This window comes from Kitasatospora sp. NPDC059827 (assembly GCF_042731675.1).
In the GTDB taxonomy this organism is placed as follows: Bacteria; Actinomycetota; Actinomycetes; order Streptomycetales; family Streptomycetaceae; genus Kitasatospora.
Genome location: NZ_JBHWIV010000039.1, coordinates 27,231 through 50,791 on the forward strand (window position 1 = coordinate 27,231; position 23,561 = coordinate 50,791).

General features: G+C 73.8%; 20 protein-coding genes. 9 read left to right on the forward strand and 11 right to left on the reverse strand.

Annotated elements, in window-relative coordinates; all coding sequences use genetic code 11:
- Nucleotides 1-40 precede the first annotated feature (40 nt).
- Complete coding sequence (locus ACFV8H_RS23765) at nucleotides 41-1,219, forward strand: trypsin-like serine peptidase (protein ID WP_380403301.1); 1,179 nt, start codon at nucleotides 41-43, stop codon at nucleotides 1,217-1,219.
- Between the two features lie 28 nt (nucleotides 1,220-1,247).
- Nucleotides 1,248-2,441 carry a trypsin-like serine peptidase gene (locus tag ACFV8H_RS23770; protein ID WP_380403303.1) on the forward strand — a complete coding sequence of 398 codons (1,194 nt, stop codon included), beginning with the start codon at nucleotides 1,248-1,250 and terminating at the stop codon, nucleotides 2,439-2,441.
- A gap of 62 nt (nucleotides 2,442-2,503) precedes the next feature.
- On the opposite strand, the gene hflX is transcribed toward ACFV8H_RS23770, so the two are convergent.
- From hflX to miaA, 5 genes are all read right to left on the reverse strand, one after another.
- Nucleotides 2,504-4,006 carry a GTPase HflX gene (gene hflX / locus ACFV8H_RS23775; RefSeq protein WP_380403306.1) on the reverse strand — a complete coding sequence of 501 codons (1,503 nt, stop codon included), beginning with the start codon at nucleotides 4,004-4,006 and terminating at the stop codon, nucleotides 2,504-2,506.
- The gene (locus ACFV8H_RS23780) at nucleotides 4,003-6,345 is read right to left on the reverse strand and encodes a RelA/SpoT family protein (protein ID WP_380403309.1); all 2,343 of its coding nucleotides are present in this window, start codon (nucleotides 6,343-6,345) and stop codon (nucleotides 4,003-4,005) included. Before ACFV8H_RS23780 ends, hflX begins: the two co-directional genes overlap by 4 nt.
- A gap of 167 nt (nucleotides 6,346-6,512) precedes the next feature.
- Nucleotides 6,513-7,427: a diaminopimelate epimerase gene (gene dapF / locus ACFV8H_RS23785; RefSeq protein WP_380403312.1), complete on the reverse strand. Its 915-nt coding sequence runs from the start codon at nucleotides 7,425-7,427 to the stop codon at nucleotides 6,513-6,515.
- Between the two features lie 47 nt (nucleotides 7,428-7,474).
- Entirely contained in the window at nucleotides 7,475-7,987 is a 513-nt protein-coding gene (locus tag ACFV8H_RS23790; protein WP_375889370.1) for a hypothetical protein, read from the reverse strand.
- A 240-nt stretch (nucleotides 7,988-8,227) separates the two neighbouring features.
- Nucleotides 8,228-9,163, reverse strand: a complete 936-nt coding sequence (gene miaA / locus ACFV8H_RS23795; RefSeq protein WP_380403315.1) for a tRNA (adenosine(37)-N6)-dimethylallyltransferase MiaA — start codon at nucleotides 9,161-9,163, stop codon at nucleotides 8,228-8,230.
- Nucleotides 9,164-9,342: 179 nt separating this feature from the next.
- Between miaA and ACFV8H_RS23800 the strand changes: the two genes are divergently transcribed.
- Nucleotides 9,343-9,588 carry an antitoxin gene (locus ACFV8H_RS23800; RefSeq protein ID WP_380403318.1) on the forward strand — a complete coding sequence of 82 codons (246 nt, stop codon included), beginning with the start codon at nucleotides 9,343-9,345 and terminating at the stop codon, nucleotides 9,586-9,588.
- A gap of 24 nt (nucleotides 9,589-9,612) precedes the next feature.
- Here ACFV8H_RS23800 and ACFV8H_RS23805 read toward each other — a convergent pair whose 3' ends face one another.
- Both ACFV8H_RS23805 and miaB read right to left on the reverse strand, forming a co-directional pair.
- A complete protein-coding gene (locus tag ACFV8H_RS23805; protein WP_375889376.1) occupies nucleotides 9,613-10,311 on the reverse strand; it encodes a hypothetical protein in 699 nt (232 codons plus the stop codon).
- 101 nt (nucleotides 10,312-10,412) lie between these two features.
- Nucleotides 10,413-11,915 carry a tRNA (N6-isopentenyl adenosine(37)-C2)-methylthiotransferase MiaB gene (gene miaB / locus ACFV8H_RS23810; RefSeq protein ID WP_380403321.1) on the reverse strand — a complete coding sequence of 501 codons (1,503 nt, stop codon included), beginning with the start codon at nucleotides 11,913-11,915 and terminating at the stop codon, nucleotides 10,413-10,415.
- Nucleotides 11,916-12,034: 119 nt separating this feature from the next.
- Between miaB and ACFV8H_RS23815 the strand changes: the two genes are divergently transcribed.
- A complete protein-coding gene (locus ACFV8H_RS23815) occupies nucleotides 12,035-13,054 on the forward strand; it encodes a TAXI family TRAP transporter solute-binding subunit (protein ID WP_380403324.1) in 1,020 nt (339 codons plus the stop codon).
- A gap of 67 nt (nucleotides 13,055-13,121) precedes the next feature.
- Here ACFV8H_RS23815 and ACFV8H_RS23820 read toward each other — a convergent pair whose 3' ends face one another.
- Both ACFV8H_RS23820 and ACFV8H_RS23825 read right to left on the reverse strand, forming a co-directional pair.
- Nucleotides 13,122-14,555, reverse strand: a complete 1,434-nt coding sequence (locus tag ACFV8H_RS23820; RefSeq protein ID WP_380403326.1) for a sensor histidine kinase — start codon at nucleotides 14,553-14,555, stop codon at nucleotides 13,122-13,124.
- A 6-nt stretch (nucleotides 14,556-14,561) separates the two neighbouring features.
- The gene (locus tag ACFV8H_RS23825) at nucleotides 14,562-15,320 is read right to left on the reverse strand and encodes a response regulator transcription factor (RefSeq protein ID WP_380403328.1); all 759 of its coding nucleotides are present in this window, start codon (nucleotides 15,318-15,320) and stop codon (nucleotides 14,562-14,564) included.
- Nucleotides 15,321-15,712: 392 nt separating this feature from the next.
- Here ACFV8H_RS23825 and ACFV8H_RS23830 point away from each other — a divergent pair, with 392 nt between their 5' ends.
- The 5 genes from ACFV8H_RS23830 (at nucleotide 15,713) to ACFV8H_RS23850 (ending at nucleotide 21,037) form a co-directional block, all read left to right on the forward strand.
- Entirely contained in the window at nucleotides 15,713-16,486 is a 774-nt protein-coding gene (locus tag ACFV8H_RS23830) for an amino acid ABC transporter ATP-binding protein (protein WP_360237471.1), read from the forward strand.
- 160 nt (nucleotides 16,487-16,646) lie between these two features.
- Nucleotides 16,647-17,555, forward strand: a complete 909-nt coding sequence (locus ACFV8H_RS23835; protein WP_380403331.1) for a glutamate ABC transporter substrate-binding protein — start codon at nucleotides 16,647-16,649, stop codon at nucleotides 17,553-17,555.
- 47 nt (nucleotides 17,556-17,602) lie between these two features.
- Nucleotides 17,603-18,253 (forward strand): amino acid ABC transporter permease, encoded by a 651-nt coding sequence (locus ACFV8H_RS23840; RefSeq protein WP_380403333.1) that lies wholly within the window; start codon nucleotides 17,603-17,605, stop codon nucleotides 18,251-18,253.
- Between the two features lie 73 nt (nucleotides 18,254-18,326).
- Nucleotides 18,327-19,175, forward strand: a complete 849-nt coding sequence (locus ACFV8H_RS23845) for an amino acid ABC transporter permease (protein WP_375889392.1) — start codon at nucleotides 18,327-18,329, stop codon at nucleotides 19,173-19,175.
- A 122-nt stretch (nucleotides 19,176-19,297) separates the two neighbouring features.
- The gene (locus ACFV8H_RS23850; RefSeq protein WP_380403336.1) at nucleotides 19,298-21,037 is read left to right on the forward strand and encodes an FAD-dependent monooxygenase; all 1,740 of its coding nucleotides are present in this window, start codon (nucleotides 19,298-19,300) and stop codon (nucleotides 21,035-21,037) included.
- A gap of 3 nt (nucleotides 21,038-21,040) precedes the next feature.
- Here ACFV8H_RS23850 and rny read toward each other — a convergent pair whose 3' ends face one another.
- The gene (rny, locus tag ACFV8H_RS23855; protein ID WP_380403338.1) at nucleotides 21,041-22,477 is read right to left on the reverse strand and encodes a ribonuclease Y; all 1,437 of its coding nucleotides are present in this window, start codon (nucleotides 22,475-22,477) and stop codon (nucleotides 21,041-21,043) included.
- Nucleotides 22,478-22,554: 77 nt separating this feature from the next.
- Nucleotides 22,555-23,559 (reverse strand): regulatory protein RecX, encoded by a 1,005-nt coding sequence (locus ACFV8H_RS23860; protein WP_380403341.1) that lies wholly within the window; start codon nucleotides 23,557-23,559, stop codon nucleotides 22,555-22,557.
- Between the last annotated feature and the right edge of the window lie 2 nt (nucleotides 23,560-23,561).

Sequence of the window (23,561 nt, forward strand, 5' to 3'; positions counted from 1 at the left end):
ACCCGACACCGTCCGACCGAGTACAGGGGGAAGCGCACCGATGCCACCGATCCACCGGTCAGCCCTGGCCGCCGCGCTGGTCGCCGGAACGCTGCTGGCCGTCAGCGCCTGCGGACCGGACGGCCCGGCGGGCGCCGACAGGACCGTCGCCGCACCGCCGCCCAGCACGGACGCGAGCGGCTCCACCGCCCCCGGCGGCGTCATCGGCGGGATCACCCTGCCGTCCGGCCTGCCGACCAGCCTGCTGGAGGGCCTCCCGAAGACCTGGGACGACCTCAAGAAGTGGAAGTACGACGACTGGGACACGTGGGCGTCCAAGCACGTCTTCAACAACCCGGTGGTGAAGGACTTCTGGAACCCGGACAAGATGGGCGACGCCAAGCCCGCCGACCCGGCGCCGCCGACCGCCAAGCCGGCCGCCGCCGACGGCGTGACCGACCCGGAGCCGCCGGTGGTCAAGGCCGTCCAGGTGCCCCGCCCGTACCTCAAGCAGCCCTCCGGGAAGGTGTTCTTCTCCGCCCAGGGCGGCCGGGGCAACTGCTCGGCGACGGTGATCGCCGACCCCCAGCACCCGGGCAGGAGCAATCTGGTCTGGACGGCGGCCCACTGCGTGCACGAGGGCAAGGGCGGCGACTTCTACAAGAACCTGGTCTTCGTCCCCGCCTACAACAACTCGGGTGCCTCCAGCGGCGGCAAGAAGGCCCCGCTGTCCGACCTCGCCCCGCTGGGCACCTGGTGGGCCGATCAGATCGTCACCTCCCCCCAGTGGATGGTCGAGGGCGGGCAGACCGGTGATGCCGCCAACCAGTACGACTTCGCCGTGATGCGCGTGCACAACCAGAACGACACCGGCAAGTCCCTGGAGGAGACGGTCGGTTCGGCCGTCCCGGTGTGGTTCGACGCGCCCCGCGACCAGCTCAAGGTCTCGGCCACCGGCTACCCGCTGGTCAAGCCGTTCGACGGCCAGGAGCTGTACAAGTGCGACGGCGGCAAGCCCGTCCGGCTGTCCTTCGACCCCAAGCGCCCGTCCATGCTGACCATCGGCTGCAACATGACCCAGGGCGCCAGCGGCGGCGGCTGGTTCGCCACCATGCCGGACGGGCGGACCGCCCTGGTCAGCAACACCTCGATCGGCACCCAGGAGCACACCTCGCTGAGCGGCCCGTACCTGGAGACGGTCGCCAAGCAGGCCCTGGACTGGATCTCCAGGAAGCAGTGACCGGCACCACCACGGGGGACTCCTCAGCTTGCGCACCATCAGCACCACCGGCACCACTGGCACCACCGGCACCGAAGACTCCACCGGCACCACCCGTACCACCCGCCGCACCCCCCGCACCGGGGGGCGGCGGGCCGCCGCGGCCGGCGCCGCGCTGCTCGCCGCCCTGACGCTCACCGCGACCGCCTGCGCGCCGGACGGCCCCGCCGCCCCCGCCACCCCGCCCGCGGCACTGCCCAAGGCCGCGCCCACCAGCCTGGGCGACCTGAGCGGCTGGAAGCTGGAGGACTGGGCCCGCTACGTCGCCGACAGCGGCTTCGCCAACCAGGTGCCCCCGGGCTACTGGACGGCGGCCCGGACGGAGGCCGCCAGGGCCCGGCCCACCCCCGAGTACGCCCCGACCGCCGCCGCACCCCCCGGCGTCGACCGGGACGCCCCGCCGGCCGTCGTCCAGGCCCGGCCGCAGCCGCACCCGTACGGCCCGGACTCCGCCGTGGTCGGCAGGCTGCTGATGACCACGCCGCAGGGCGACGCGGCCTGCTCCGGCACGGTGGTCGCCGACCCGCTCAACCCGGGCCGCAGCAACCTGGTCCTCACCGCCGCGCACTGCCTGCACGACGGCAGGGGCGGCGGCTGGGTGAAGAACCTGGTCTTCGTCCCCGCCTTCAACCGGGACGGCCGGGCGGCCCGCGGCAAGCCGTACGACGAGCAGCAGGCCGCCCCGTACGGCCGGTGGACGGCGGTGCGCGCCATGGTGTCGCCGACCTGGCTCCAGGAGAGCGGGGTCGGCGCCCACGACCAGTACGACTACGGGATCGTCCGGGTGCGCGGCGAGTCCGCGGCCGGCCCGTCCCTGGAGGAGGCGGTCGGCGGTTCCGTCCCGGTCTGGTTCAACGCCCCGCGCGAGCAGATCACCTCGGCGGTGGTCTTCGGCTACCCGGTGGAGCGGCCCTTCGACGGCATGGAGCTGGAGCGCTGCGACTCCCCCGCCCCGCCGGGCCGACTGTCCTTCGACCGGTCCCGCCCGCCGATGTACGCGATCGGCTGCTCCATGACCGGCGGCGCGGGCGGCGGCGGCTGGTTCATCACCAGGGACGGCCGGCCCAACCTGGTCAGCGTCAGCTCGCTCGGCAGCCGCGGCCCGGCGGGCTACCGGGCCGGGCCGTCCCTCCAGGACCAGGCCAAGCAGGCCTTCGACTACTTCGCCAAGAACGTGAAGTAGCCCCCGGACGCGGTACGTCCGGGGGCCACCCCGACGAGCGGGGACGAGCGGGAACGAGCGGATCAGCCCCGCAGGGCCACCGCGAAGTACTCCAGCTCGGCGGCCAGCTCGGCCGGCACCTTGGCGTGCACCAGCGTGCCGTCGGCGGTGTGCTCGGTGGCGATCAGCTCGCCCTCCTTGTGCACCCGGGAGACCAGGGCGCCCTGGGTGTAGGGCACCAGGGCCCGCACCTCGACGGCCGGTCGCGGCAGCTCGTCGTCGATGAGCCTGAGCAGCTCCTCGATGCCGGCCCCGCTGCGGGCCGACACCACGATGGCGTGCGGCTCGCGGCGCAGCAGGCGCTGCAGCACGTGCGGGTCGGCGGCGTCCGCCTTGTTGATCACCACGATCTCCGGCACGTTCTGCGCGTCGACCGAGACGATGACCTCGCGGACGGCGGCCAGCTGCGTCTCCGGCTCGGGGTGCGAGCCGTCGACCACGTGCAGGATGAGGTCCGCGTCGGCGACCTCCTCCATGGTCGAGCGGAAGGCCTCGACCAGGTGGTGCGGCAGGTGCCGGACGAAGCCGACGGTGTCCGCCAGGGTGTAGAGCCGGCCGCTCGGGGTCTCGGCCCGGCGCACGGTCGGGTCCAGGGTGGCGAACAGCGAGTTCTCCACCAGCACGCCCGCGCCGGTGAGCCGGTTGAGCAGGGAGGACTTGCCGGCGTTGGTGTAGCCGGCGATGGCCACGGACGGCACCTGGTGGCGCTTGCGCTCCTGGCGCTTGGTGTCGCGGCCCTTCTTCATGTCGGCGATCTCCTTGCGGAGCTTCGCCATCTTCTCGCGGATCCGGCGCCGGTCGGTCTCGATCTTGGTCTCACCGGGACCACGGGTGGCCATGCCGCCCCCCGAGGAGCCGGAGCCACCGCCACCCATCTGCCGGGACAGCGACTGACCCCAGCCGCGCAGGCGCGGCAGCATGTACTGCATCTGCGCGAGCGAGACCTGCGCCTTGCCCTCCCGGGACTTGGCGTGCTGGGCGAAGATGTCCAGGATCAGGGCCGTCCGGTCGACGACCTTGACCTTGACCACGTCCTCCAGCTGGATCAGCTGGCCGGGGGTGAGCTCACCGTCGCAGACCACGGTGTCGGCGCCGGTGGAGGCGACGATGTCGCGCAGCTCCTTCGCCTTGCCGGAGCCGATGTAGGTGGCCGCGTCGGGCTTGTCGCGGCGCTGGATGACACCGTCCAGCACCTCGGAACCGGCGGTCTCGGCGAGCGCGGCGAGCTCGGCCATCGAGTTCTCCGCCTCCTCCAGGGTGCCGTCGGTCCAGACGCCGACGAGCACCACGCGCTCCAGGCGGAGCTGGCGGTACTCGACCTCGGTGACGTCTTCGAGTTCGGTGGAGAGGCCGGCGACACGGCGCAGGGCGGCGCGCTCACTGCGGTCGTACTGGTCGCCGTCGTAGTTGTGGCCGAGGTCCTCGTCGATGGCCGCGAGGTCCTCGTCCATGAGGGCTTCCGCTCGCAGACCGTCGAGGCGGCGCGGGGCGTCGGCGTGGTCGCGGGCTTCGAACGTGGAGGTCATTCTGTCCTTTGGTCGCTGGATGGCTTCGGCGTGGTCCCTTGGATCCCACCGGGGCTCCTGTGCCCTGAGAACGCCGTGGACCGGCCGTGAATTCCCCACGATGGTCGCACGCCCGGTGCGGGCCGGTCACCCCCATTTCCACCGGAGTGGCGGGTCTGCGTCCCCTCGGGGGCGTGCGGGCGGCTGACGTCGTACACCCCGGAAACCTTGAGCATCGCCCGCATCAGGGCGGGCAGCGCGCCCGGCTCGGGCAGCTCGACGGTGTAGGTGTGCCGGACCCGCAGCTCCTGCGGCGGTTCGACCTCGGCGGAGACGATGCCGACGCCCTCGGCGGAGATCGCCGCGGTGAGGTCGGCGAGCAGCCGGGGCCGGTTCAGCGCCTCGGCCCGCAGGGTCACCCGGTGGCCGGCCGCCGGGGCGTCCCCGGGCTGCCAGCGGACCTCCAGTTCGGCCCGCCCGTCGGCGCGCAGCCGCTGCCCGGCGGGGCAGGCGGTGCGGTGCACGGCCACCGCGCCGCCGCGGATCGGGTAGCCGGCCACCGCGTCCGGGGGCACGGGCGTGCAGCAGCGGGCCAGCCGCACCTGCGCCCCGGGCCGGCCGGCCACCACGACGGGGGCGGCGCGGCGCTCGCCGGCCCGGTGCGCGGGCGGGGCGGGCTGGCCGCCGGCCGGGCCGGTGCGCACCACCGGCAGCCGGGCCGGGTGGTCGGCCAGCCAGCGCTCGATGGCCAGCCGGGCGGCGGGGGTGCGGGCGTGCGCCAGCCACTCCGGGGACGGCCCGGACGGCTGGGCCCCGCCGCCGGGCGGGAGGCTCTCGGTGAGCACCGCCAGGACGTCCCCGTCCTGCAACGGGGTGGACAGCGCGGTGAGCCGGCCGTTGACCCGGGCGCCGATACATCGGTGGCCGGTCTCCTCGCCGAGCAGGTAGGCGGCGTCCACGCAGCTGGCCCCGGCCCTCAGCTGAAGCGTTTCACCGCTCTCCGTCACCACGGTGATCTCGCGGTCCCCGGCCAGGTCGGCGGTGAGCGCGGACCAGAAGGCGTCCGGGTCGGGGGTCTCCTGCTGCCACTCCAGCAGCCGGCTGAGCCAGCCGGGCCGGGCCGGGTCGGTGCGGTCCAGTTCGTCGGTGTCCTGGGCCGGACCGGCCGGGGTCGGGTCGCCGAGCGCGACCACCCCGGTCTCGGCCACCTCGTGCATCCGCCTGGTCCGCACCAGCACCTCGACCACCGCGCCGCCGTCCAGCGCGACGGCGGTGTGCAGCGACTGGTAGAGGTTGAACTTGGGGGCGGCGACGAAGTCCTTGAACTCCCCGGGCAGCGGCGTCCAGCAGGTGTGCAGCTCGCCGAGCACCGCGTAGCAGTCGGCGTTCTCCTCGACCACCACCAGCAGCCGCCCGAAGTCGGCCGGCTGCGGCTCCTGCGGGCGGCCGTCCCGCCCGGGCGCGGCGGCCCGCTTGATCAGCACCCGGTGCAGCGAGACGCAGTGCCGGGGCCGTACCGTCACCTCGGCGGCGACCCCGGTCTCGGCGAGCTGGCGGGCCAGCCGGCGGGCGAAGGGCTCCAGCAGGGCGTCCGGCTCGGACTCGTGACCGGCCATCAGGCCCCGGGTGCGGGCGTGCTCCTCCGGGTGCAGGGTGGCGAAGACGATGTCCTCCAGCTCCGCCTTGAGCACCTGGATGCCGAGCCGCTCGGCCAGCGGGATCAGCACGTCCCGGGTGACCTTGGCGATCCGCACCTGGCTGGCCGGCTTCATGTGCCGGATGGTGCGCATGTTGTGCAGCCGGTCGGCGAGCTTGATCACCATCACCCGGACGTCGTCCCCGGTGGCGACCAGCATCTTGCGGAAGGTCTCGGCCTCGGCGGCGGCGCCGAAGTCGACCTTCTCCAGTTTGGTCACCCCGTCGACCAGGTAGGCGACTTCGGGCCCGAACCCGGCGCCCACCTGCTCCAGCGTCAACTCGGTGTCCTCGACGGTGTCGTGGAGCAGCGAGGCGACCAAGGTGGTCGTCCCGGCGCCGAGTTGGGCCAGGATCATGGTGACGGCCAGCGGATGGGTGATGTACGGCTCACCGCTCTTGCGCTTCTGGCCGCGGTGGCTGGCCTCGGCCAGCCGGTAGGCCCGGGCCAGCAGGGCGAGGTCCGCCTGCGGGTGGTGCCGCCGGTGCACTTGGACCAGTGGCTCCAGGGCGTCCGGCACGGGCGGCCGGCCGGTGGCCAGCAGGGCGGCCCGCCCGGCCCGGCCGAGCGCGGCCCGGCCGAGCTCCCCCAGGGGCCTCCTGGCCCCGGCCTGCCGTGCGGTCGTCGGCTGCCCCGTGAGGGACTGCCCGGCTTCGATGGTCATCGGCACCTCCGGCAACGTCGCCGGGTGCGGCCCCTCCCCGTGGGGTGACCCGGTGGTCCATGCTACCGAGCAGAGCACGTTCCGCGACGCCGTGATTCCCGTCCGCGACCGGTATCACCCGATCGGGGGGATTCGTCACCGTACGAAGTGGGCAAACCGGGCCATCGCTACGAGGCCCGGCCGATCGACTCCCACCAGCGCGGGTCGATCCGCCCCTCCGCCACGATCACCGCCGGACCGGTCATCTCCACCCGGCCGTCCGGGTGCTCGGTGATGACCAGCCGGCCGCCCAGCACGTCCACCGTGTAGGAGACCGCCTCACCGGTGACCGCCGGGTCCGCGCCGTCCCGGCGGATGGCCGCCACCGCGACGGCGCAGGCACCGGTGCCGCAGGAGCGGGTCTCGCCCGAGCCGCGCTCGTGCACCCGCATCGCCACGTGCCGCGGGCCGCGGTCCACCACGAACTCGACGTTGACGCCCTCCGGGTAGGCGCCCGCGGGGCTGGTGAGCGGGGCGGTGAAGAGGTCCCCGACGTGGTCCAGGCTCTCCACGAAGGCCACCGCGTGCGGGTTGCCCATGTTGACGTTCAGGGCGGGCCAGCGCCGCTCGCCGACCGCGACCTCGATGCCGTCCGGCCCGGGCAGCCTCGCCCGGCCCATGTCGACGGTGACCTCGCCGGGCGTGCCGTCCGCGGCGTCCTCGGCGACCGTCGCGGTGAGCACCCCGGAGCGGGTGGCGATCGCCAGCCCGCCGGGCTTCGCCAGGCCGGCCTCGACCAGGAAGCGGGTGAACACCCGCAGGCCGTTGCCGCACATCTCGGCGATGCTGCCGTCGGAGTTGCGGTAGTCCATGAACCACTCGGCCCGGTCGGCCTGGTCCGCGGCGGCCGGGTCGGCGGCCGCGCGCACCACGCGCAGCAGCCCGTCGCCGCCGATGCCGACCCGGCGGTCGCACAGCGCGGCGACGGCCTCCGGGCCGATCTCCAGCACGCCGTCCGGGTCCGGCACGATCACGAAGTCGTTCTGGGTGCCGTGGCCCTTGAAGAAGGGGAGACCGGCCTGCGGAGAAGAGGATGCGCTCACCCCACCGATGGTACTGAGGGCGGCGGCGGGGCAGGCCGGGGCCCGGCTCAGCGCAGGTAGGCGACCCGCCACACCGCGAGCGCGCAGGCGGCCAGGGCGATCAGGGTGTAGACCGCGATGGCCTTCCAGCCGGCCCGCTGGGCGGAGCCCCGGCGCGGCAGCCCCGGCCACTTGTAGCCGGCGTGCCGGGCGGCCATCGCGCCCCAGCCGAACGAGGCGGCGGTGAACAGCAGCCCGAGCATCCCGACCATGGTGGCCCGCGCCCCGGCCGAGCCGAAGGCGAGCGGGAAGGCGAACATCAGCGAGCCGAGGGTGCCGAGCAGGGCGATCGGCAGGGTCTGCCACCAGCGGAGCCGGCGCAGCGGCCGGATCTCCCGCTCGTGCACGGCGGCGTCCGGCGGGGTGCGGGTGTCCAGTGCGGGCACCGCGGCCGCGTACGAGGTCGGCGCCTCCAGGCCGGTCAGCACGGGGAGGTCGCCCCTGGTCGACTCGTCGAACTCCTCGGCCGGTGCGGTGACACTCCCGCTCTGGCCGGATTCGGGGCCGGTACCCGTCGACACGCGGCCTCCCCTGACAGTTCGACACGAGCGGACTCGCGGCCGGGCACGGTCGGCCCGCGCGGACCGACCCTTACGGCATCGATGATGGCATGTCCAGAGGGGACGTTCGGGGCCTGACCGGGGTCCTCGGGTGATCCGTGGCCATCACGTGATCGGGCCGTGACCCCCGGTTCGTCCTGCACGGTCGCCTGCGCGCGCAGCTGCACCGCCGAATTGGCCGGAACAGACCCCGGGGCCCGACTACGCGGCCGGAACTCCCTGACGTTCGATCAGTTCCAGGGAGCGTTCCAGCAGCTCGACCGGGTCGGTCCCGGCCGGGCGGGAGAGCCAGTGGATGCGGTCGTCCCGACGGAACCAGGACTCCTGCCGGCGGGCGAAGCGCTTGGTGGCCCGGACCGTCTCGGCCCGCGCCTCGTCCTCGGTGCACTCCCCGGCGAAGTGGTCGAGCACCTGCTGGTAGCCGAGCGCCCGGGAGGCGGTCCGGCCCTCCCGCAGCCCGACCCGCTCCAGCGCGCGCACCTCGTCCAGCAGCCCGGCCTCCCACATCCGGTCGACCCGCAGGGTGATCCGCTCGTCCAGCTCGGGGCGCGTCACCGCGACGCCGATCTGCACGGCCTCGTAGACCGCGGTGTTGCTCGGCAGGTTGGCGGTGAACGGCTGCCCGGTGATCTCGATGACCTCCAGGGCACGGACGATCCGGCGCCCGTTGCCGGTCAGGATCGCCTCGGCGGCCGCCGGGTCCAGCCCGGCCAGCCGCCGGTGCAGCGCGTACGGGCCGTCCTGCTCCAGTTCGGCCTCCAGCCGGGCGCGGACCTGCGGGTCGGTGCCGGGGAACTCCATCTCGTCGATCGCGGCCCGGACGTACAGCCCGGAGCCGCCGACCAGGACGGGGGTGCGCCCGGCGGCGAGCAGCCGGTCGATCTCGGCCCGGGCCAGCCGCTGGTACTCGGCGACGCTGGCGGCCTCGGTGACGTCCCAGACGTCCAGCAGGTGGTGCGGCACTCCCCCGCGCTCCGCCACGGTCAGCTTCGCCGTGCCGATGTCCATGCCCCGGTACAGCTGCATCGAGTCGGTGTTGATCACCTCGCCGCCGAGGCTGCGGGCGATGGCGACGGCCAGGTCGGACTTTCCGGCGGCGGTCGCGCCGACGATGCTGATCACACGGGAGCTGCTCACCGCTCCAGTCTCCCAAACCGTCGCGGCACCCGGGGCCGGGCTGCCGCCCGCCGCCGACTGCGCGAGGATGTGACTGTTCCCCGGACTGCCTCCGGCCTGCCCCGCACCCCGGCCCGGCTTTGCGAACTCTTGACCGGTCACGTGCGTTGTGCAGGAGACAGGGAACGAAGGAGATCACCATGGGCCTGATGGACAACCTCAAGGGCAAGGCCGAGGAGCTCAAGGAGAAGGCCAGCGAGCTCGCGGGCAAGCACAGCGACCAGATCGACCAGATGGTCGACAAGGCCGGCGGCGCGATCGACAAGGCGACCAAGGGCAAGTACAGCGACAAGATCGAGCACGGCACCGACAAGGCCAAGGGCGCGGTGGGCGACTTCGCCCACAAGCCGAAGCCGGGCGACGGGGGACAGCCCCCGCAGTCCTGACCGGCCGGGGCTCGGAGACGGGCCCTACGCCCAGGACGCCACGAAGTACCCGACCCCGTACGGCGCGTCCTGGTAGCCCAGCCGCGCGGTGAGGCCGGCGCCCTCGGCGGCACCGGCCAGCACCTGCCAGGGCGCCCGGCCCTCGGCCTTGAGCTCGGCTGCCAGCGCCGGGTCCAGGGCCGCCAGGGCGGGCAGGTCGGCCGAGCCCAGGGCGGCGGCCAACCCGGCGTCGAAGCCCTCGGCCCGCTCGTCCAGGTAGCCGGGGGCCTTCAGCGAGCGGCAGGCGCTGCCGTCGCCGAGCACCAGCAGGGCGACCTTGTCGGCCAGCCCGGCCAGGCCCTGGCCGAGGCCGAGCATCCGGTCGACGGGGGCGTCCGCGGGCACCGCGCAGGCGTGCGTCGGCACGGTCACCCCGGCGCGCTCCAGCAGCCAGGCCCCGACGGTCAGCGAGGGCGCCAGCTCCGGCCCCTCGACCCGCCCGCCGGGCAGCTTGGCGACCAGCGGCACCCCGTAGCGGTGGAAGGACCCGGCCCCGCCCTCGGTCCACACCTCGGCCTCCGGCCCGGCTCCCACCACCACGACCAGCTCCGGCCCGGCCGCGACCAGCGCCGCCAGCGCCTCGTCACAGGCGGCGCGCAGCCCGTCCAGCTCGGGCGCGGCCCCGGCGGCGACCTCGGGGACGAGCAGCGGCGGACAGGGGCACACGGCGGCGGCTACCAGCATGCGGATCACCTTAGCCGGAAAGCCGAACGGCCCGACCGGAGCTCCGAGCGGTGACTCGCACGCTCGCTCCGGCCGGGCCGTTCGGCCTCCCGTCACACGGGTCAGTCGCCGCAGCAGGCGCCGCCTGCGGGGGCGGCCAGCGGCAGCTCGGCCGGGGCGCCGATCTTCGGCAGGCCGAGCATGACGCCCGCCGGCTTGTCGGCCGGCCTGGCCTGGCGCTTCTCCCAGGCGTCGCCGGCCCGGGTGCGGCGCACCCCGAGGGTCGGGCCCTCGGCCAGCAGGTGGTGCGGGGCGGCGTAGGTGATCTCGACGGTCACCACGTCGCCGGGGCGCACCGGCTCGTCCGGCCTGGTGAAGTGGACCAGCCGGTTGTCGGGGGCGCGGCCGGACAGGCGCTGGGTCCTGTCGTCCTTCTTGCCCTCGCCCTCGGCGACCAGGATCTCCAGGGTGCGGCCGACCTGCTTCTTGTTCTCGTCCCAGGAGATCTCCTCCTGGAGCGCGATCAGCCGGTCGTAGCGGGCCTGGACGACCTCCTTGGGCACCTGGTCGGCCATCTCCGCGGCGGGGGTGCCGGGGCGCTTGGAGTACTGGAAGGTGAAGGCGTTGGTGAAGCGGGCCTCGCGGACGACGTGCATCGTCTCCTCGAAGTCCTCCTCGGTCTCGCCGGGGAAGCCGACGATGATGTCGGTGGAGATCGCCGCGTCCGGCATCGCCTCGCGGACCTTGCGGATGATCCCGAGGAAACGGTCCTGCCGGTACGAGCGGCGCATCGCCTTGAGGATCCGGTCCGAGCCGGACTGCAGCGGCATGTGCAGCTGGTGCATCACGCTCGGGGTCTCGGCCATCGCGGCGATCACGTCGTCGGTGAAGTCGCGCGGGTGCGGCGAGGTGAAGCGGATCCGCTCCAGGCCCTCGATCTGCCCGGCGGCGCGCAGCAGCTTGGAGAAGGCCTCGCGGTCGCCCAGGTCGGAGCCGTAGGCGTTGACGTTCTGGCCGAGCAGGGTCACCTCGATGACGCCCTCGTCGACCAGCGCCTCGATCTCGGCGAGGACGTCGCCGGGGCGGCGGTCCTCCTCCTTGCCGCGCAGCGCCGGGACGATGCAGAAGGTGCAGGTGTTGTTGCAGCCGACCGAGATCGCGACCCAGGCCGCGTACGCCGACTCGCGGCGGGTGGGCAGCGTGGAGGGGAAGGTCTCCAGCGACTCCAGGATCTCGACCTGGGCCTTGCGCTCGACCGCGGCCCGCTCCAGCAGCGCCGGCAGGTGCCCGATGTTGTGGGTGCCGAACACCACGTCGACCCAGGGGGCGCGCTTGACGATGGACTCGCGGTCCTTCTGGGCCAGGCAGCCGCCGACGGCGATCTGCATGCCCTGGTGGCGGCCCTTGACCGGCGCGAGCTGCCCGAGGTTGCCGTACAGCTTGTTGTCGGCGTTCTCGCGCACCGCGCAGGTGTTGAACACGACCAGGTCCGGGTCGCCCTCGGCACCGGCCTTGACGTACCCCGCGTCCTCCAGCAGGCCGGACAGCCGCTCGGAGTCGTGGACGTTCATCTGGCAGCCGTGCGTGACGACCTTGTAGCTCTTCAATCCGCTCTCACCGCTCACCAGACCAGGGTACGGGCAGCCGCGGACCGCCTTTCCCCGGATCTTCGCGGAACGGCTCCCCGAGCTTTCCACCGGTCGTTCCCCTCCCGTTCGGCCCGGGCGCCTGGCACTATCCCTGCATGACCCCCACCGATCCGTCACGACTCGGCGCCGCCGTCCGCCGCGCGGCCCGCAGCCCGCTGTGGCGGACCGTGCTGGTCCTGGTGCTGCTGGTGGCCGGGTTCGGCGGCTGGTGGCTGTCCGCGGGCCGCTCGCCCGGCTACCCGCGCGGGGAGACCCGCTTCGCGACCGGCGTCCCGCGCGGCGTCTACGACCGGTACGGGCAGCTGCTGCAGAGCCACGTCTCGCAGACCATGCCGGGGGTGCGGCTGGCCCTGGACAGTTCCGAGGGCTCGGTGGACAACCTCCGCCGGGTGATCGACGGCAAGGACACCTTCGCGATCGCCACCGCCGACGCGGTCGCCGCCTACCAGGGCCAGGGCAAGGAGCGGCTCCGGGCGATCGCCCGGCTGTACGACGACTACCTGCAGCTGATCGTCCCGGCCGACTCCCCGGTGCACCGCACCGCCGACCTCAAGGGCCTGCGGGTGGGCGTCGGCCTGCCGCAGTCCGGGGTGAACCTGGTCACCAGGCGGCTGCTGACCGCGGCCGGCCTGGACCCGGACCACGACATCACCCCCGTCCCCGGGGGCGTCAGCGACGGCTCGGACGAGCTGCGCGACCACAAGATCGACGCCTTCTTCTGGTCCGGCGGCCTGCCGACCAGCGCGCTCACCGACCTCTCCGACCACATGCGGATCCGGGTCGTCCCGCTGGGCGACCTGTCCGAGGCGCTGCACAAGGCCGAGGGCGACGGCGTGGACGCCTACCGGGCGGCCACCATGCCCAAGGGCACCTACCCGAACGCCGAGCCCAAGGACGCCGTCGCCACCATGGCCGTGCCCAACCTGCTGGTCACCCGGGACGACGTGGACCCGGGGCTGGTGGAGGGGATGACCCGGGCGGTGATCGACAGCCGGGACCAGATCGGCGCCCAGGTGCACGCCGCCCAGCTGGTCGACCTGCGCACCGCCGTCTACACCGACCCGCTCCCGCTGCACACGGGCGCCGCGCGCTACTACCGCTCGGTGAAGCCCTAGAGGCCGTAGGCGCCGCAGGAGCCGTAGGAGCCGTAGGAGCCGTGGCAGGCCGTGGCGGCCCGGGGTGCTACGGCCGGTGTCCCGGACGCGGCACCGACAGCGTCACCGCGAGCCCGGTCGGCCGGACCGGGGCGAAGCCGAGCGAGCCGCCGCCCGCCGCCAGCAGGGTGCGGGCGATGGACAGGCCCAGTCCGGAGCCGTCCACGTTCTGGTGCCGCGCGCTGCGCCAGAACCGGTCCCCGGCCCGGGCGAGCTCGTCCTCGGTCAGCCCGGGCCCGGCGTCGCTGACGGTCACCGCGACCTCGTCCCGGAACACCGAGACCCGCAACAGCACCTGGCTGCCGGCCGGGCCGAACTTGAGCGCGTTGTCCAGGACGGCGTCCAGCGCGGAGCCGAAGCCGATCGGGTCGGCCATCCCGATCGCCAGCGCCGGGCCGTCCCAGCGCAGCTCGATCCCGCGCTGCTCGGCGACCGGCCGCCAGCCGTCCACCCGGGCGAGGGTCAGCCGGGCGAGGTCGGTCTGCTCGGGTTCGGGGCGGGCGTGCTCGGCGGTGGCCAGCCCGAGCAGGTCGTCCAGCACCCGGGCCAGCCGGGTGCCCTCCTCCCGGACGCCGCTGAGCTCCTCCTCGTGCCCCTCGGGCAGCTCCAGGCCGAGCACCTCGACCCGCAGCAGCAGGGCCGAGAGCGGGTTGCGCAGCTGGTGCGAGGCGTCCGCGACGAAGGCCTTCTGCTGGTCCATGGCGTGCACCACGTGGTCCGCCATCTCGTTGAACGAGCGCGCCAGCCGCTGGAGTTCGGGCGGCCCGCCGCCGGGGGCGACCCGGGCGGCCATCCGGCCGGTGGCGATGTCGTGGGTGGCCCGGTCGAGGGTGCGGACGGGGCGCAGCACCCACTCGGTGAGCCGGACGGCCAGCAGCACGGCGACGGCCATCGCGGCCGCCTCACCGCCGGCCAGCACCAGCCACTTGTGCAGCACCCGGGCCCGCAGCGCCCCGGTCGGCGACTCGCTCAGCACCACCGCGACCACGTCGCCGTCGCGCACCACGGGGGCGGCGACGGTGATCGTCCGGTCCTCGGTCCACGGCCAGACCTGCGGCGGATTGTGGCTGCGCCGCCCGTCCAACGCCTCCTGGAAGGCCTGGGCGCCCCAGCCGACCGCGGGCACCCCCCAGTCCCGGGGGGCGACCGCTATCGACGTGCCGTCGCGCTGGAAGATGCCGAGGCGGACGCCGTACAGGTCGTAGTAGCGCTGGACCTCGGTGGCGATCGCGTGCCGCCGGCTGAGGTCGCCGGGGGCGGGCTCCGGGTCGCCCTTGCGGGCGGAGTCCAGGGTGGCGCCGGAGGTGGGCAGGTCCTGGGCGAAGCGGGCGGCGTCGTCGAGCCGGTCGACCACCACCCTGCTCTGCTCGGCCGCCGCGAACGCCGCCGCGAGCGGCAGCCCCAGGGCGGCCAGGACGCAGAGCATGAGGGCGATCAGGATGCCGAGCAGGCGGGTGCGCACGTGCGGTCAGTGCTCCGCGGGGGCGGGCGGGGTCCGGTCGGACGCGGGGGAGGCCGGGGAGTCGGGGATCAGCCGGTAGCCGACGCCGCGCACGGCCTCGACCAGGCCGGGCAGCGCCAGCTTGTTGCGCAGCGAGCCGATGTGCACCTCCAGGGTGCGGCCGTTGCCCTCCCAGCCGCTGCGCCAGACCTCGCTGAAGATCTGCTCGCGCCGGTAGACCACGCCGGGGCTCTGGGCGAGCAGCGCCAGCAGGTCGAACTCCTTGCGGGTGAGCGGCACGTCGCGGCCGTCCACGCTGACCCGGCGGCGCTCGCGGTCGATCCGGATGCCGCGGGACTCCAGCGGGCCGCGCTGCTGCGGCACGGCGTCGGGCGCGGGCACCGCGACCGAGGACGGCTGGGCGCCGCGGCGGGCGACGGCGTGGATGCGGGCGAGCAGTTCGCCCATGTCGTACGGCTTGGTGACGTAGTCGTCGGCGCCCAGGTTGAGACCGTGGATCCGGGAGCGGATGTCGGCGCGGGCGGTCACCATGATCACCGGGACTCCGCTGCCGGCCCGGATCCGGCTGCACACCTCGAAGCCGTCGCGGTCGGGCAGCCCGAGGTCGAGCAGCACGACGCGGTACGGGTCGTTGCCGTCCGGCACCAGGGCGTCCAGCGCCTCGTGCCCGCTGCGGGCGTGCCGCACCTGGAAGCCGTGCCGGCCGAGCACCGCGACCAGTGCCGCGGCCACGCGTTCGTCGTCCTCGACGAGCAGCAGTCGCATCCTGTTCTCCTCCTTCCCCCTTGTGATCACCGGACCGATCGGTCCGGGACCGGTCCTGCGCAGTATGGGCCAGCGGGCGGCCCGGCGCCAGGTTCGCCCGCGGACCGGGCTCGCGGGGGACGGCGAGCACCGGCACGGATCCCCGCTGTGACATGCCCCGTCGACGCACTCGCGAACAGTACGTACGGATCGCGTGGCCGTTTCGTGATCCTCAAGTTCCGCTCAGATCGGCTGACGGGGCACCGTCACCGCTCCTATGGTCGCCCCACCGGGGGCTGCGGCTCCGCCGGTCGCGGCTCCCGGATTTCTTATCACCATTGCCGCCCAAGGGAGTTGGAACTTCCCGGGCAGGCAGGGTTCACCCCAGTTCGACACAGTAGGGAGCAGGCGCGATGTCCGAGAGCCCGGTCGAGGACTCCACCCCCGCAGCCGCCCCGCTGGTCGTGCTGAACAAGGTCAACAAGCACTACGGCGCGCTGCACGTGCTCCAGGACATCGACCTGGAGATCCGCCAGGGCGAGGTCGTGGTGCTGATCGGCCCCTCCGGGTCGGGCAAGTCCACGCTCTGCCGGACGATCAACCGGCTGGAGACCATCGACTCCGGGGAGATCACCCTGTCCGGCCGCCCGCTGCCCGCCGAGGGCCGGGAGCTGGCGCGACTGCGCGCCGAGGTCGGCATGGTCTTCCAGAGCTTCAACCTGTTCGCGCACAAGACCGTGCTGGAGAACGTCGTCCTGGCGCAGGTCAAGGTGCGCAAGGTGCTCCGCGGGCACGCCGAGAAGACCGCCCGCGAGCTGCTCGACCGGGTCGGCGTCGGGGCCCAGGCGGACAAGTTCCCGGCCCAGCTCTCCGGCGGCCAGCAGCAGCGCGTGGCGATCGCCCGGGCGCTGGCGATGAAGCCGAAGGTGATGCTCTTCGACGAGCCGACCTCGGCGCTCGACCCGGAGATGGTCAACGAGGTGCTGGAGGTCATGCGCCAGCTGGCCGCCGACGGCATGACCATGGTCGTGGTCACCCACGAGATGGGCTTCGCCCGCTCCGCCGCCAACCGGGTGCTGTTCATGGCCGACGGGAAGATCGTCGAGCAGAACACCCCGGACGCCTTCTTCACCGCGCCGCGCTCCGACCGCGCCAAGGACTTCCTCTCCAAGATCCTCCACCACTGACGCCCGGGGCCGGCCGAGACCGGCCGGGACCGTTCAGGACCGCCTCCCAGACCACCGGGGCCGCCGCCGGCAAGGACGCCGGCCGACCCCGCACGTGTACCGACTTCCAGACGCCAGAGCCCGGTCGACACCGTGGCCCAGCCCCAGGAGACCAACCCTCATGAGGACTTCCCGCACCCTCGCCGTGGCGCTCTGTGCCGTCGCGCTCACCGCCACCGCCGCCTGCGGCAAGGACGGCACCCCCGCCGCCTCCAACAACGCGGCGAGCGCCAGCAACGCCCCGGCGCTGCCGACCTACACGGTCAAGACCGACGTCAAGATCGACTCCACGGTGCTGGCCGAGGCCAAGAAGCGCGGCCAGCTGATCATCGGCGCCAAGGCCGACCAGCCGAACCTCGGCTGGGAGGACGTCGCCAGCGGCGACCGCAGCGGCTTCGACATCGAGATCGCCAAGATGGTCGCCGCCGACCTCGGCTTCACCCCGCAGCAGATCAAGTGGCAGACCCTGGTCTCCTCGCAGCGCGAGCCGGCCATCGCCAAGGGCCAGATCGACTTCTACGTCGGCACCTACAGCATCAACGACGAGCGCAAGAAGACGGTCTCCTTCGCCGGCCCGTACTACATCGCCGGCCAGGACTTCCTGGTGAAGAAGGACAACACCTCGATCACCGGCCCGGAGAGCATCAGCGGCAAGAACGTCTGCACCGCCACCGGCTCGACCTCGATCAAGAACATCCAGCAGTACAACCCGAAGATCACCCAGTTCGACACCTACTCGGCCTGCGTCGAGAAGCTGCTCTCCGGCGAGGTCGACGCGGTCACCACCGACGACGCGATCCTCAACGGCTACGCCTCCAAGTACGCCCCCAAGCTCAGGGTCGTCGGCAAGCCCTTCACCAAGGAGAACTACGGCGTCGGCCTCAACAAGGACGACAAGGCGCTGCGGGACGCGATCAGCGACGCCCTCAAGGCCCACGAGGACAACGGCGACTGGAAGAAGGCCTACGACGCCACCCTCGGCGCGTCCGGCTCGGCCGCCCCGGCGGTCCCGACCCTCGACCGTTACTGATCCGCACACTGTCCGCCCCTGACCATCTGTGAGAGGAGGGCCGCCGGATGGGGTTCCTGTTCGAGCAGGACAACTTCGCGTTGTTCCGCGACGGCTTCCTGCAGACGATCGAGCTGAGCGCGCTCAGCGCCCTGCTCGCCCTGCTGCTGGGCACCCTGCTGGCGGCCTTCCGGGTCTCCCCGGTGCCGGTCCTGCGCGCCTTCGGCACGACCTGGGTGACGCTGTTCCGCAACACCCCGCTGACCCTGCTGTTCTTCGCCGTCACCTTCGGCCTGCCACCGCTGGGCGTGCATTTCAGCCACCTCGCCTTCGCGGTGCTGGCGCTCGGCGGGTACACCGCCTCGTTCGTCTGCGAGGTGATCCGCTCCGGCATCAACACCGTGCCGCTCGGCCAGGCGGAGGCCGCCCGCAGCCTCGGCATGAACTTCTTCCAGACCCTCACCCTGGTCGTGCTGCCGCAGGCCACCCGGACGGTGCTGGCCCCGATGAGCAGCGTGTTCATCGCGCTGCCGAGGAACTCGGCGATCGCCGGCGCGTTCAGCGTCGGCGAGCTGTACAGCGCCCAGCAGACCTTCTCCGAACGCGGCTACTCGATCTTCGCGATCTTCTTCTGGGTGGCCTGCGCCTACCTGCTGATCAGCGCGACGGTCGCCTCGTTCTTCCGTTTCCTGGAATCCCGACTGGCGGTGGCCCGATGAGCGAGCGCAGCGAGCGAATCATCGAGAGGCGCGTGTGGGCGAATGCCCCTGCCGAGCGCAGCGAGGTGGGCGCATGAGTGTTTTCCAGCGCCAGGCGTCGGCGAGCGTCCTCTACGACACCCCCGGCCCCCGGGCCCGGGCCCGCTACCGCCTGTTCGGCGTCCTCGGGGCGATCGGCATCGCGGGCCTCCTCTGGTACGTCGTCTCCGCGCTCGCCGACAACGGCCAGTTCGACGCCGACCTGTGGGACCCGTTCCAGTACACCTTCGTCCAGCAGATGATCGTGGACGGCCTGCTGTCCACCCTCAAGGCCTTCGGCCTGGCGGCCGCCCTCTCGCTCACCCTGGGCGCGCTGCTGGCCGCCGGACAGCTGTCCGACCACAAGCCGGTCCGCTGGACCTGCACCTCGGTCGTCCAGTTCTTCCGGGCGATGCCACTGCTGATCCTGATCGTCGCCCTCTACTACGCGTTCTTCGCCAAGGACCCGATGTGGGCCCTGGTGCTCGGCCTCACCCTGTACAACGGCGCGGTCCAGGCGGAGATCATCCGCAGCGGCGTCAACGCCGTGCCGCGCGGCCAGGGCGAGGCGGCGTACGCCCTCGGGATGCGCAAGACCCAGGTGATGTCCGGCATCCTGGTGCCGCAGGCCGTCCGCTCGATGCTGCCGACGATGATCGGCCAGCTGGTCGTCACCCTCAAGGACACCTCGCTGGGCTACATCATCACGTACAACGAGCTGCTGTTCATGGGCAAGAAGATCGCCAGCCAGCCGTTGAACGCCGCGGGCTTCCCCTACATCCCCGTGGTCCTGGTGATCGCCCCGATCTACATCGTCCTGTGCCTCCTGTTGACCGCGCTCGCGCGGTGGATCGAAGCACGTGGCCGTCGCGGCGCGAACCGGCGCACTTCATCTGCTGCTTGACGGACACCCAGGCGAACTGTTGCATTGCTCTTCGTGACACCTCCCGGGAGCATCCACGCGGCATATGCGGCAGCGGTAACTGACGCCGGCCCATGGGCCGGTTCGTCCCCGGAGGTCCCCGCATGGATCCGGTGATCGTGGTCGGGGCCGGACCGGTCGGTCTGGCCCTGGCCCTCGCACTGGCCCGGCACGAGGTGCCGACCGTCGTCCTGGACGAGGGCTCCGGGCTCTGCCCGGAGGGCCCCCGCAGCGTCGTCCTCGGCGCCGACACCACCGCCTTCCTGACCCGGATCGGCTACTCCCGGGCCGTCTCCGACTCGGCCCTGTGGGACACCTTCGAGGTCTGGCGCCGCCGTCAGGAGGTGCTGAAGATCGACCTCACCGACTCGCCCGCCTTCCACCTCCCCCAGCACCGCCTCCAGCGGGGACTGCGGGACGCCCTGACCGGCACCCCGCTGGTCCGGCTGGTCCCGCTGAACCGGGTGGTCGAACTCGAACAGGACCGCGACGGGGTCAGCGTCCGCACCCACGGCACCCAGGACGGCTCCAGCACCTGGTGGCGCGGCAGCCACCTGGTCGGCTGCGACGGCGCCCGATCCGCCGTCCGCAAGCTGTTGAAGATCCGCTTCCCCGGCCGCCCCGCGGTCGACCGCAACGCCATCGCCACCGTCCGGGTCGACCTGCCCTTCGACGGCGCCCGGCTGCACCGCGAACCCCCGTGGCGCGGCGACCGCGAGGCCACCGCCCGCCCGCTGCCCGACGGCGTCTGGCGGATCGACTGGCGCCTGCCCCCCGGCCGACCCGCCCCCACCGAACAGGTCGACCCGCACGCCACCTGGCCCGGCGTCGTCACCGGCGACACCCTGCTCACCCGGGTCACCGCCACCCTCACCGGCTGGTGCGGCGAACTCCCCCGCTACGAGCTGCTCGCGGCCGCCGACCACACCGCCCAGCAGCGCCTCGCCGCCCGCTTCCGCAACGGCCGCTGCTTCCTCGCCGGCGACGCCGCCCACCTGCACGGCGCCCTCGGCATGCAGAACCTCGCCGACGGGCTGCGCGACGCCGACAACCTCGCCTGGCGGCTCGCCCTCGCCTGGCACCTCCACTCCGGCGGCCCCCAGCCCGGCGGCTCGCTGCTGGACGGCTACGAGGCCGAGCGGCGCGGCGCGGTCGGCGCCCGGCTGCGCGCCGTCGACCAGTCGATGCCGCTGCTGCGCCCGCTGCGCGGCTGGCAGCAGACCCGCCGCTCGCTGCTGGTCGGCGGCTTCCGCAAGCACGCCCCGATGCTCGCCGACGGCCAGCTGGGCAGCGGCCGCTTCGGCGGCGCGCCCGCCTACCCGGCGGCGCCCTCCGGCGTCCCCGGCCGGGTCCCGGTCCAGCGCGGCGCCCGCGGCACCACCTCGCTCAGCGAACTGCTGCCCGCCACCGCCCCCGGCGTACTCGTCCCGGACCTCCCGGTGCTCGCCGCCGACGGCACCCCGGACCACCTGCACGCCCGGCTGGGCGCCACCTTCCTGCTGCTGCTGGTCGCCCCCGGCACCGCGGTCTGGTCGGCCGAGCACTGGCTGGGCGCCGGCCTGATGCCCCGGCTCGCCGAGGTCTGCGCCGCGCTGCCGGTGCCCGCCGAGGTGCTGGTCACCGAGGAGTACCCGGGCGCCGGGCCGCACACCGTCCTGCTGATCCGGCCGGACGGGCACCTGGTCGGCGTCACCCAGGGCGCCGCCGCCGAGGACCTGCTGGCCCTCGCCGACCACGCCCGCGGCGGCCCGGCCCCGATCGCCGGCCCGCCCGGGCCGGAGCCCGAGCCCGGGACCGCGCCGGAACCCGAACCCCAGCAGGTCGACTCGGCGAGCCAGAGCTAAGGCCTAACCCGCCACCGCCGTGGCCCGGCTCTCCCGCACCACCGTCACCCGGATCTGGCCCGGGTAGGTCAGCTCCGCCGAGACCTGCCGGGCCACCTCCCGGGCGATCAGCTCCGCCCCGAGGTCGTCCACCGTGTCCGGCCGGACCATCACCCGCACCTCGCGCCCGGCCTGCATCGCGTACACCTCGGCCACCCCGGCGTGCGAACGGGCGATCTCCTCCAACCGGGCCAGCCGCCGCACGTACAGCTCCAGCGACTCCTTGCGCGCCCCCGGCCGCCCGCCCGAGCAGGCGTCCGCGGCCTGGGTCAGCACGGCGGTCACCGTACGGGGCTCCACCTCGCCGTGGTGGGCGGCGATCGCGTGCACCACCTCGGGGGGCTCCCCGTGCCGCCGGGCGAAGTCCGCGCCGACCGCCGCATGGCTGCCCTCGACCTCGTGGGTGAGCGCCTTGCCGATGTCGTGCAGCAGCGCCGCCCGGCGCACCTGCTCCGGGTCCACCCCCAGTTCGGCGGCCATCATCCCGGCCAGGTGCGCGGACTCCAGCAGGTGGCCGAGCACGTTCTGCCCGTAGGAGGCGCGGTAGCGCAGGGAGCCCAGGGTACGGACGAGTTCGGGGTGCAGTCCGCCGATCCGGGCGTCCAGCAGGGCGTCCTCGCCGGCCCGGACGCAGCGCTGCTCGACCTCCGCCCGGCTGCGCTCGTGGACCTGTTCGATCCGGCTCGGCTGGATCCGGCCGTCCTCGACCAGGTGCTCCAGGGTGAGCCGGGCGGCCTCCCGGCGGACCGGGTCGAAGCAGGAGAGCTGCACCGAGGCCGGGGTGTCGTCGATGATCAGGTTGACGCCGGTGACCGCCTCGAAGGCGCGGATGTTGCGACCCTCACGGCCGATGATCCGGCCCTTCATCTCCTCGCCCGGCAGCCGGAAGACGGTGACGGCGGTCTCCGCGGTCTGCTCCGAGGCCAGCCGCTGGATCGCCCCGGCCAGGATGGACCGGGCCCGGCTCTCGCCCTCCTCCTTGGCCCCGCGCTCGATCTCCCGGACCGTGACGGCCGCCTCCCGCCGGGCCGACTCCTCGGCCTCGCGCAGCAGTTGGGCGTGCGCCTGCTCGGCGGAGAGCCCGGCGGCGTGCTCCAGGGCCGCCGCCCGGCGGGCCGCGAGCGCCTCGACCTCGCCCCGGGAGTGCTCCAACTCGGCCGAGCGCGCGGCCAGTTCGTCCTCGCGCTGGCGCAGCCGGCGGAGCTCCTCGGCCAAGCCCTCCTCGCGCCGGGCGAGTTCGGCCTGCCGAAGGCCGGCCTCGGCCAGCGCCTGCCGCCGGGCGGCCCGTGAGCGCCTGAACACCAGCACGACCAGCACCGCGATCACCAGCAGGACGGCGACGGCCGACCCGACGATCGGCACCAGGGAGCCACCGGTAGCGGTGCCCGCCGAGATCCTCATGCGTGCGAGGCTAGGTGCGGGTCACGAAAGGGTCAAGACTCGGCCTGGTCCGGACCAAGAAAGCCATCGAACTGCCACTACTCCCCCGCGTGTCCCGACGGCTCCGCGGCCGCTTCCTCCTCCAGTGCGGCGCGCACCACCCGGAAGGCCAGGCCCTCGGAGTAGCCGCGCCGGGCCAGCACGCCGACCAGCCGCCGGGTGCGGACCTGCGGGTCCAAGCCGCGGGTGGACCGCAGCTTGCGCTCGACCAGCGCCCGGGCCGCGTCCGTCTCGTCGTCGTGGTCGACCTGGACGAGGGCCTGCTCGACCAGGTCGGCGGCGACGCCCTTGGTGCGCAGCTCCTGGGCCAGCGCCCGCCGGGACAGGCCCCGGACGGCGTGCCGGGACTCCACCCAGGCCGCGGCGAAGGCCGCGTCGTCGATCAGCCCGACCTCTTCCAGCCGGGTGAGCACCTGCTCGGCGACGTCCTCCGGGACCTCCCGCTTGCGCAGCGCGTCGGCGAGTTGCTTGCGGCTCTTGGCGGTGCCGGTGAGCAGCCGCAGACAGATGTCCCGGGCCCGGGTCTCCGGGTCGGTCTGCTCCTCGGCCCGCTTGCGGGAGCCGCGGGCGGTGCCCTTCTCCTCCGCCGGCAGGCCCTCGTCGGAGCGTTCGCCGCGCCGGGCCCGGCGCGGGCGGGCGGGCGGGGCGGCCGCACCCCCGTGACCGGCCGCCCCGGCCTCGCGCCGCCGGCCGACGGCATCCGGCTCCTCGGCCGCCAGCGCCGAGCGGCGCCGGCGCCGACCGGTGGGCAGCTCGGAGGCGGCGACCAGGCCGAGCGCCTCGACCGAGGGCTCCGCCGGCTCCGGGCCGGACGCCGCGCCGCGCACCGCCCGGACCGGAGCCCGGTCGAACTCCGGCTCGGGGCCGGATGTCCACTGTTCGGTGGCCGCACGCGCCCGCGACCGGGCCGCCGACGGTCGCTGCTCGGGCTCCGGCGCCGGTTCGGGCTCCGGCTCCTCGGCGACCGCGGCGAACCAGTCCGGCGGACCGTAGTCGTCGTCCTCGGGGCCCGCCGGGCCGCCGCCCACCGTGTCGTACTGCATCA

Coding starts and splice junctions, on each gene's coding strand:
- ACFV8H_RS23765 (WP_380403301.1), top strand. CDS start 41: ATGCCACCGATCCACCGGTCAGCCCTGGCCGCCGCGCTGGTCGCCGGA.
- hflX (WP_380403306.1), bottom strand. CDS start 4,006: ATGACCTCCACGTTCGAAGCCCGCGACCACGCCGACGCCCCGCGCCGC.
- ACFV8H_RS23780 (WP_380403309.1), bottom strand. CDS start 6,345: ATGACCATCGAAGCCGGGCAGTCCCTCACGGGGCAGCCGACGACCGCA.
- ACFV8H_RS23800 (WP_380403318.1), top strand. CDS start 9,343: ATGGGCCTGATGGACAACCTCAAGGGCAAGGCCGAGGAGCTCAAGGAG.
- ACFV8H_RS23805 (WP_375889376.1), bottom strand. CDS start 10,311: ATGCTGGTAGCCGCCGCCGTGTGCCCCTGTCCGCCGCTGCTCGTCCCC.
- ACFV8H_RS23815 (WP_380403324.1), top strand. CDS start 12,035: ATGACCCCCACCGATCCGTCACGACTCGGCGCCGCCGTCCGCCGCGCG.
- ACFV8H_RS23825 (WP_380403328.1), bottom strand. CDS start 15,320: ATGCGACTGCTGCTCGTCGAGGACGACGAACGCGTGGCCGCGGCACTG.
- ACFV8H_RS23830 (WP_360237471.1), top strand. CDS start 15,713: ATGTCCGAGAGCCCGGTCGAGGACTCCACCCCCGCAGCCGCCCCGCTG.
- ACFV8H_RS23835 (WP_380403331.1), top strand. CDS start 16,647: ATGAGGACTTCCCGCACCCTCGCCGTGGCGCTCTGTGCCGTCGCGCTC.
- ACFV8H_RS23840 (WP_380403333.1), top strand. CDS start 17,603: ATGGGGTTCCTGTTCGAGCAGGACAACTTCGCGTTGTTCCGCGACGGC.
- ACFV8H_RS23845 (WP_375889392.1), top strand. CDS start 18,327: ATGAGTGTTTTCCAGCGCCAGGCGTCGGCGAGCGTCCTCTACGACACC.
- ACFV8H_RS23850 (WP_380403336.1), top strand. CDS start 19,298: ATGGATCCGGTGATCGTGGTCGGGGCCGGACCGGTCGGTCTGGCCCTG.
- rny (WP_380403338.1), bottom strand. CDS start 22,477: ATGAGGATCTCGGCGGGCACCGCTACCGGTGGCTCCCTGGTGCCGATC.
- ACFV8H_RS23860 (WP_380403341.1), bottom strand. CDS start 23,559: ATGCAGTACGACACGGTGGGCGGCGGCCCGGCGGGCCCCGAGGACGAC.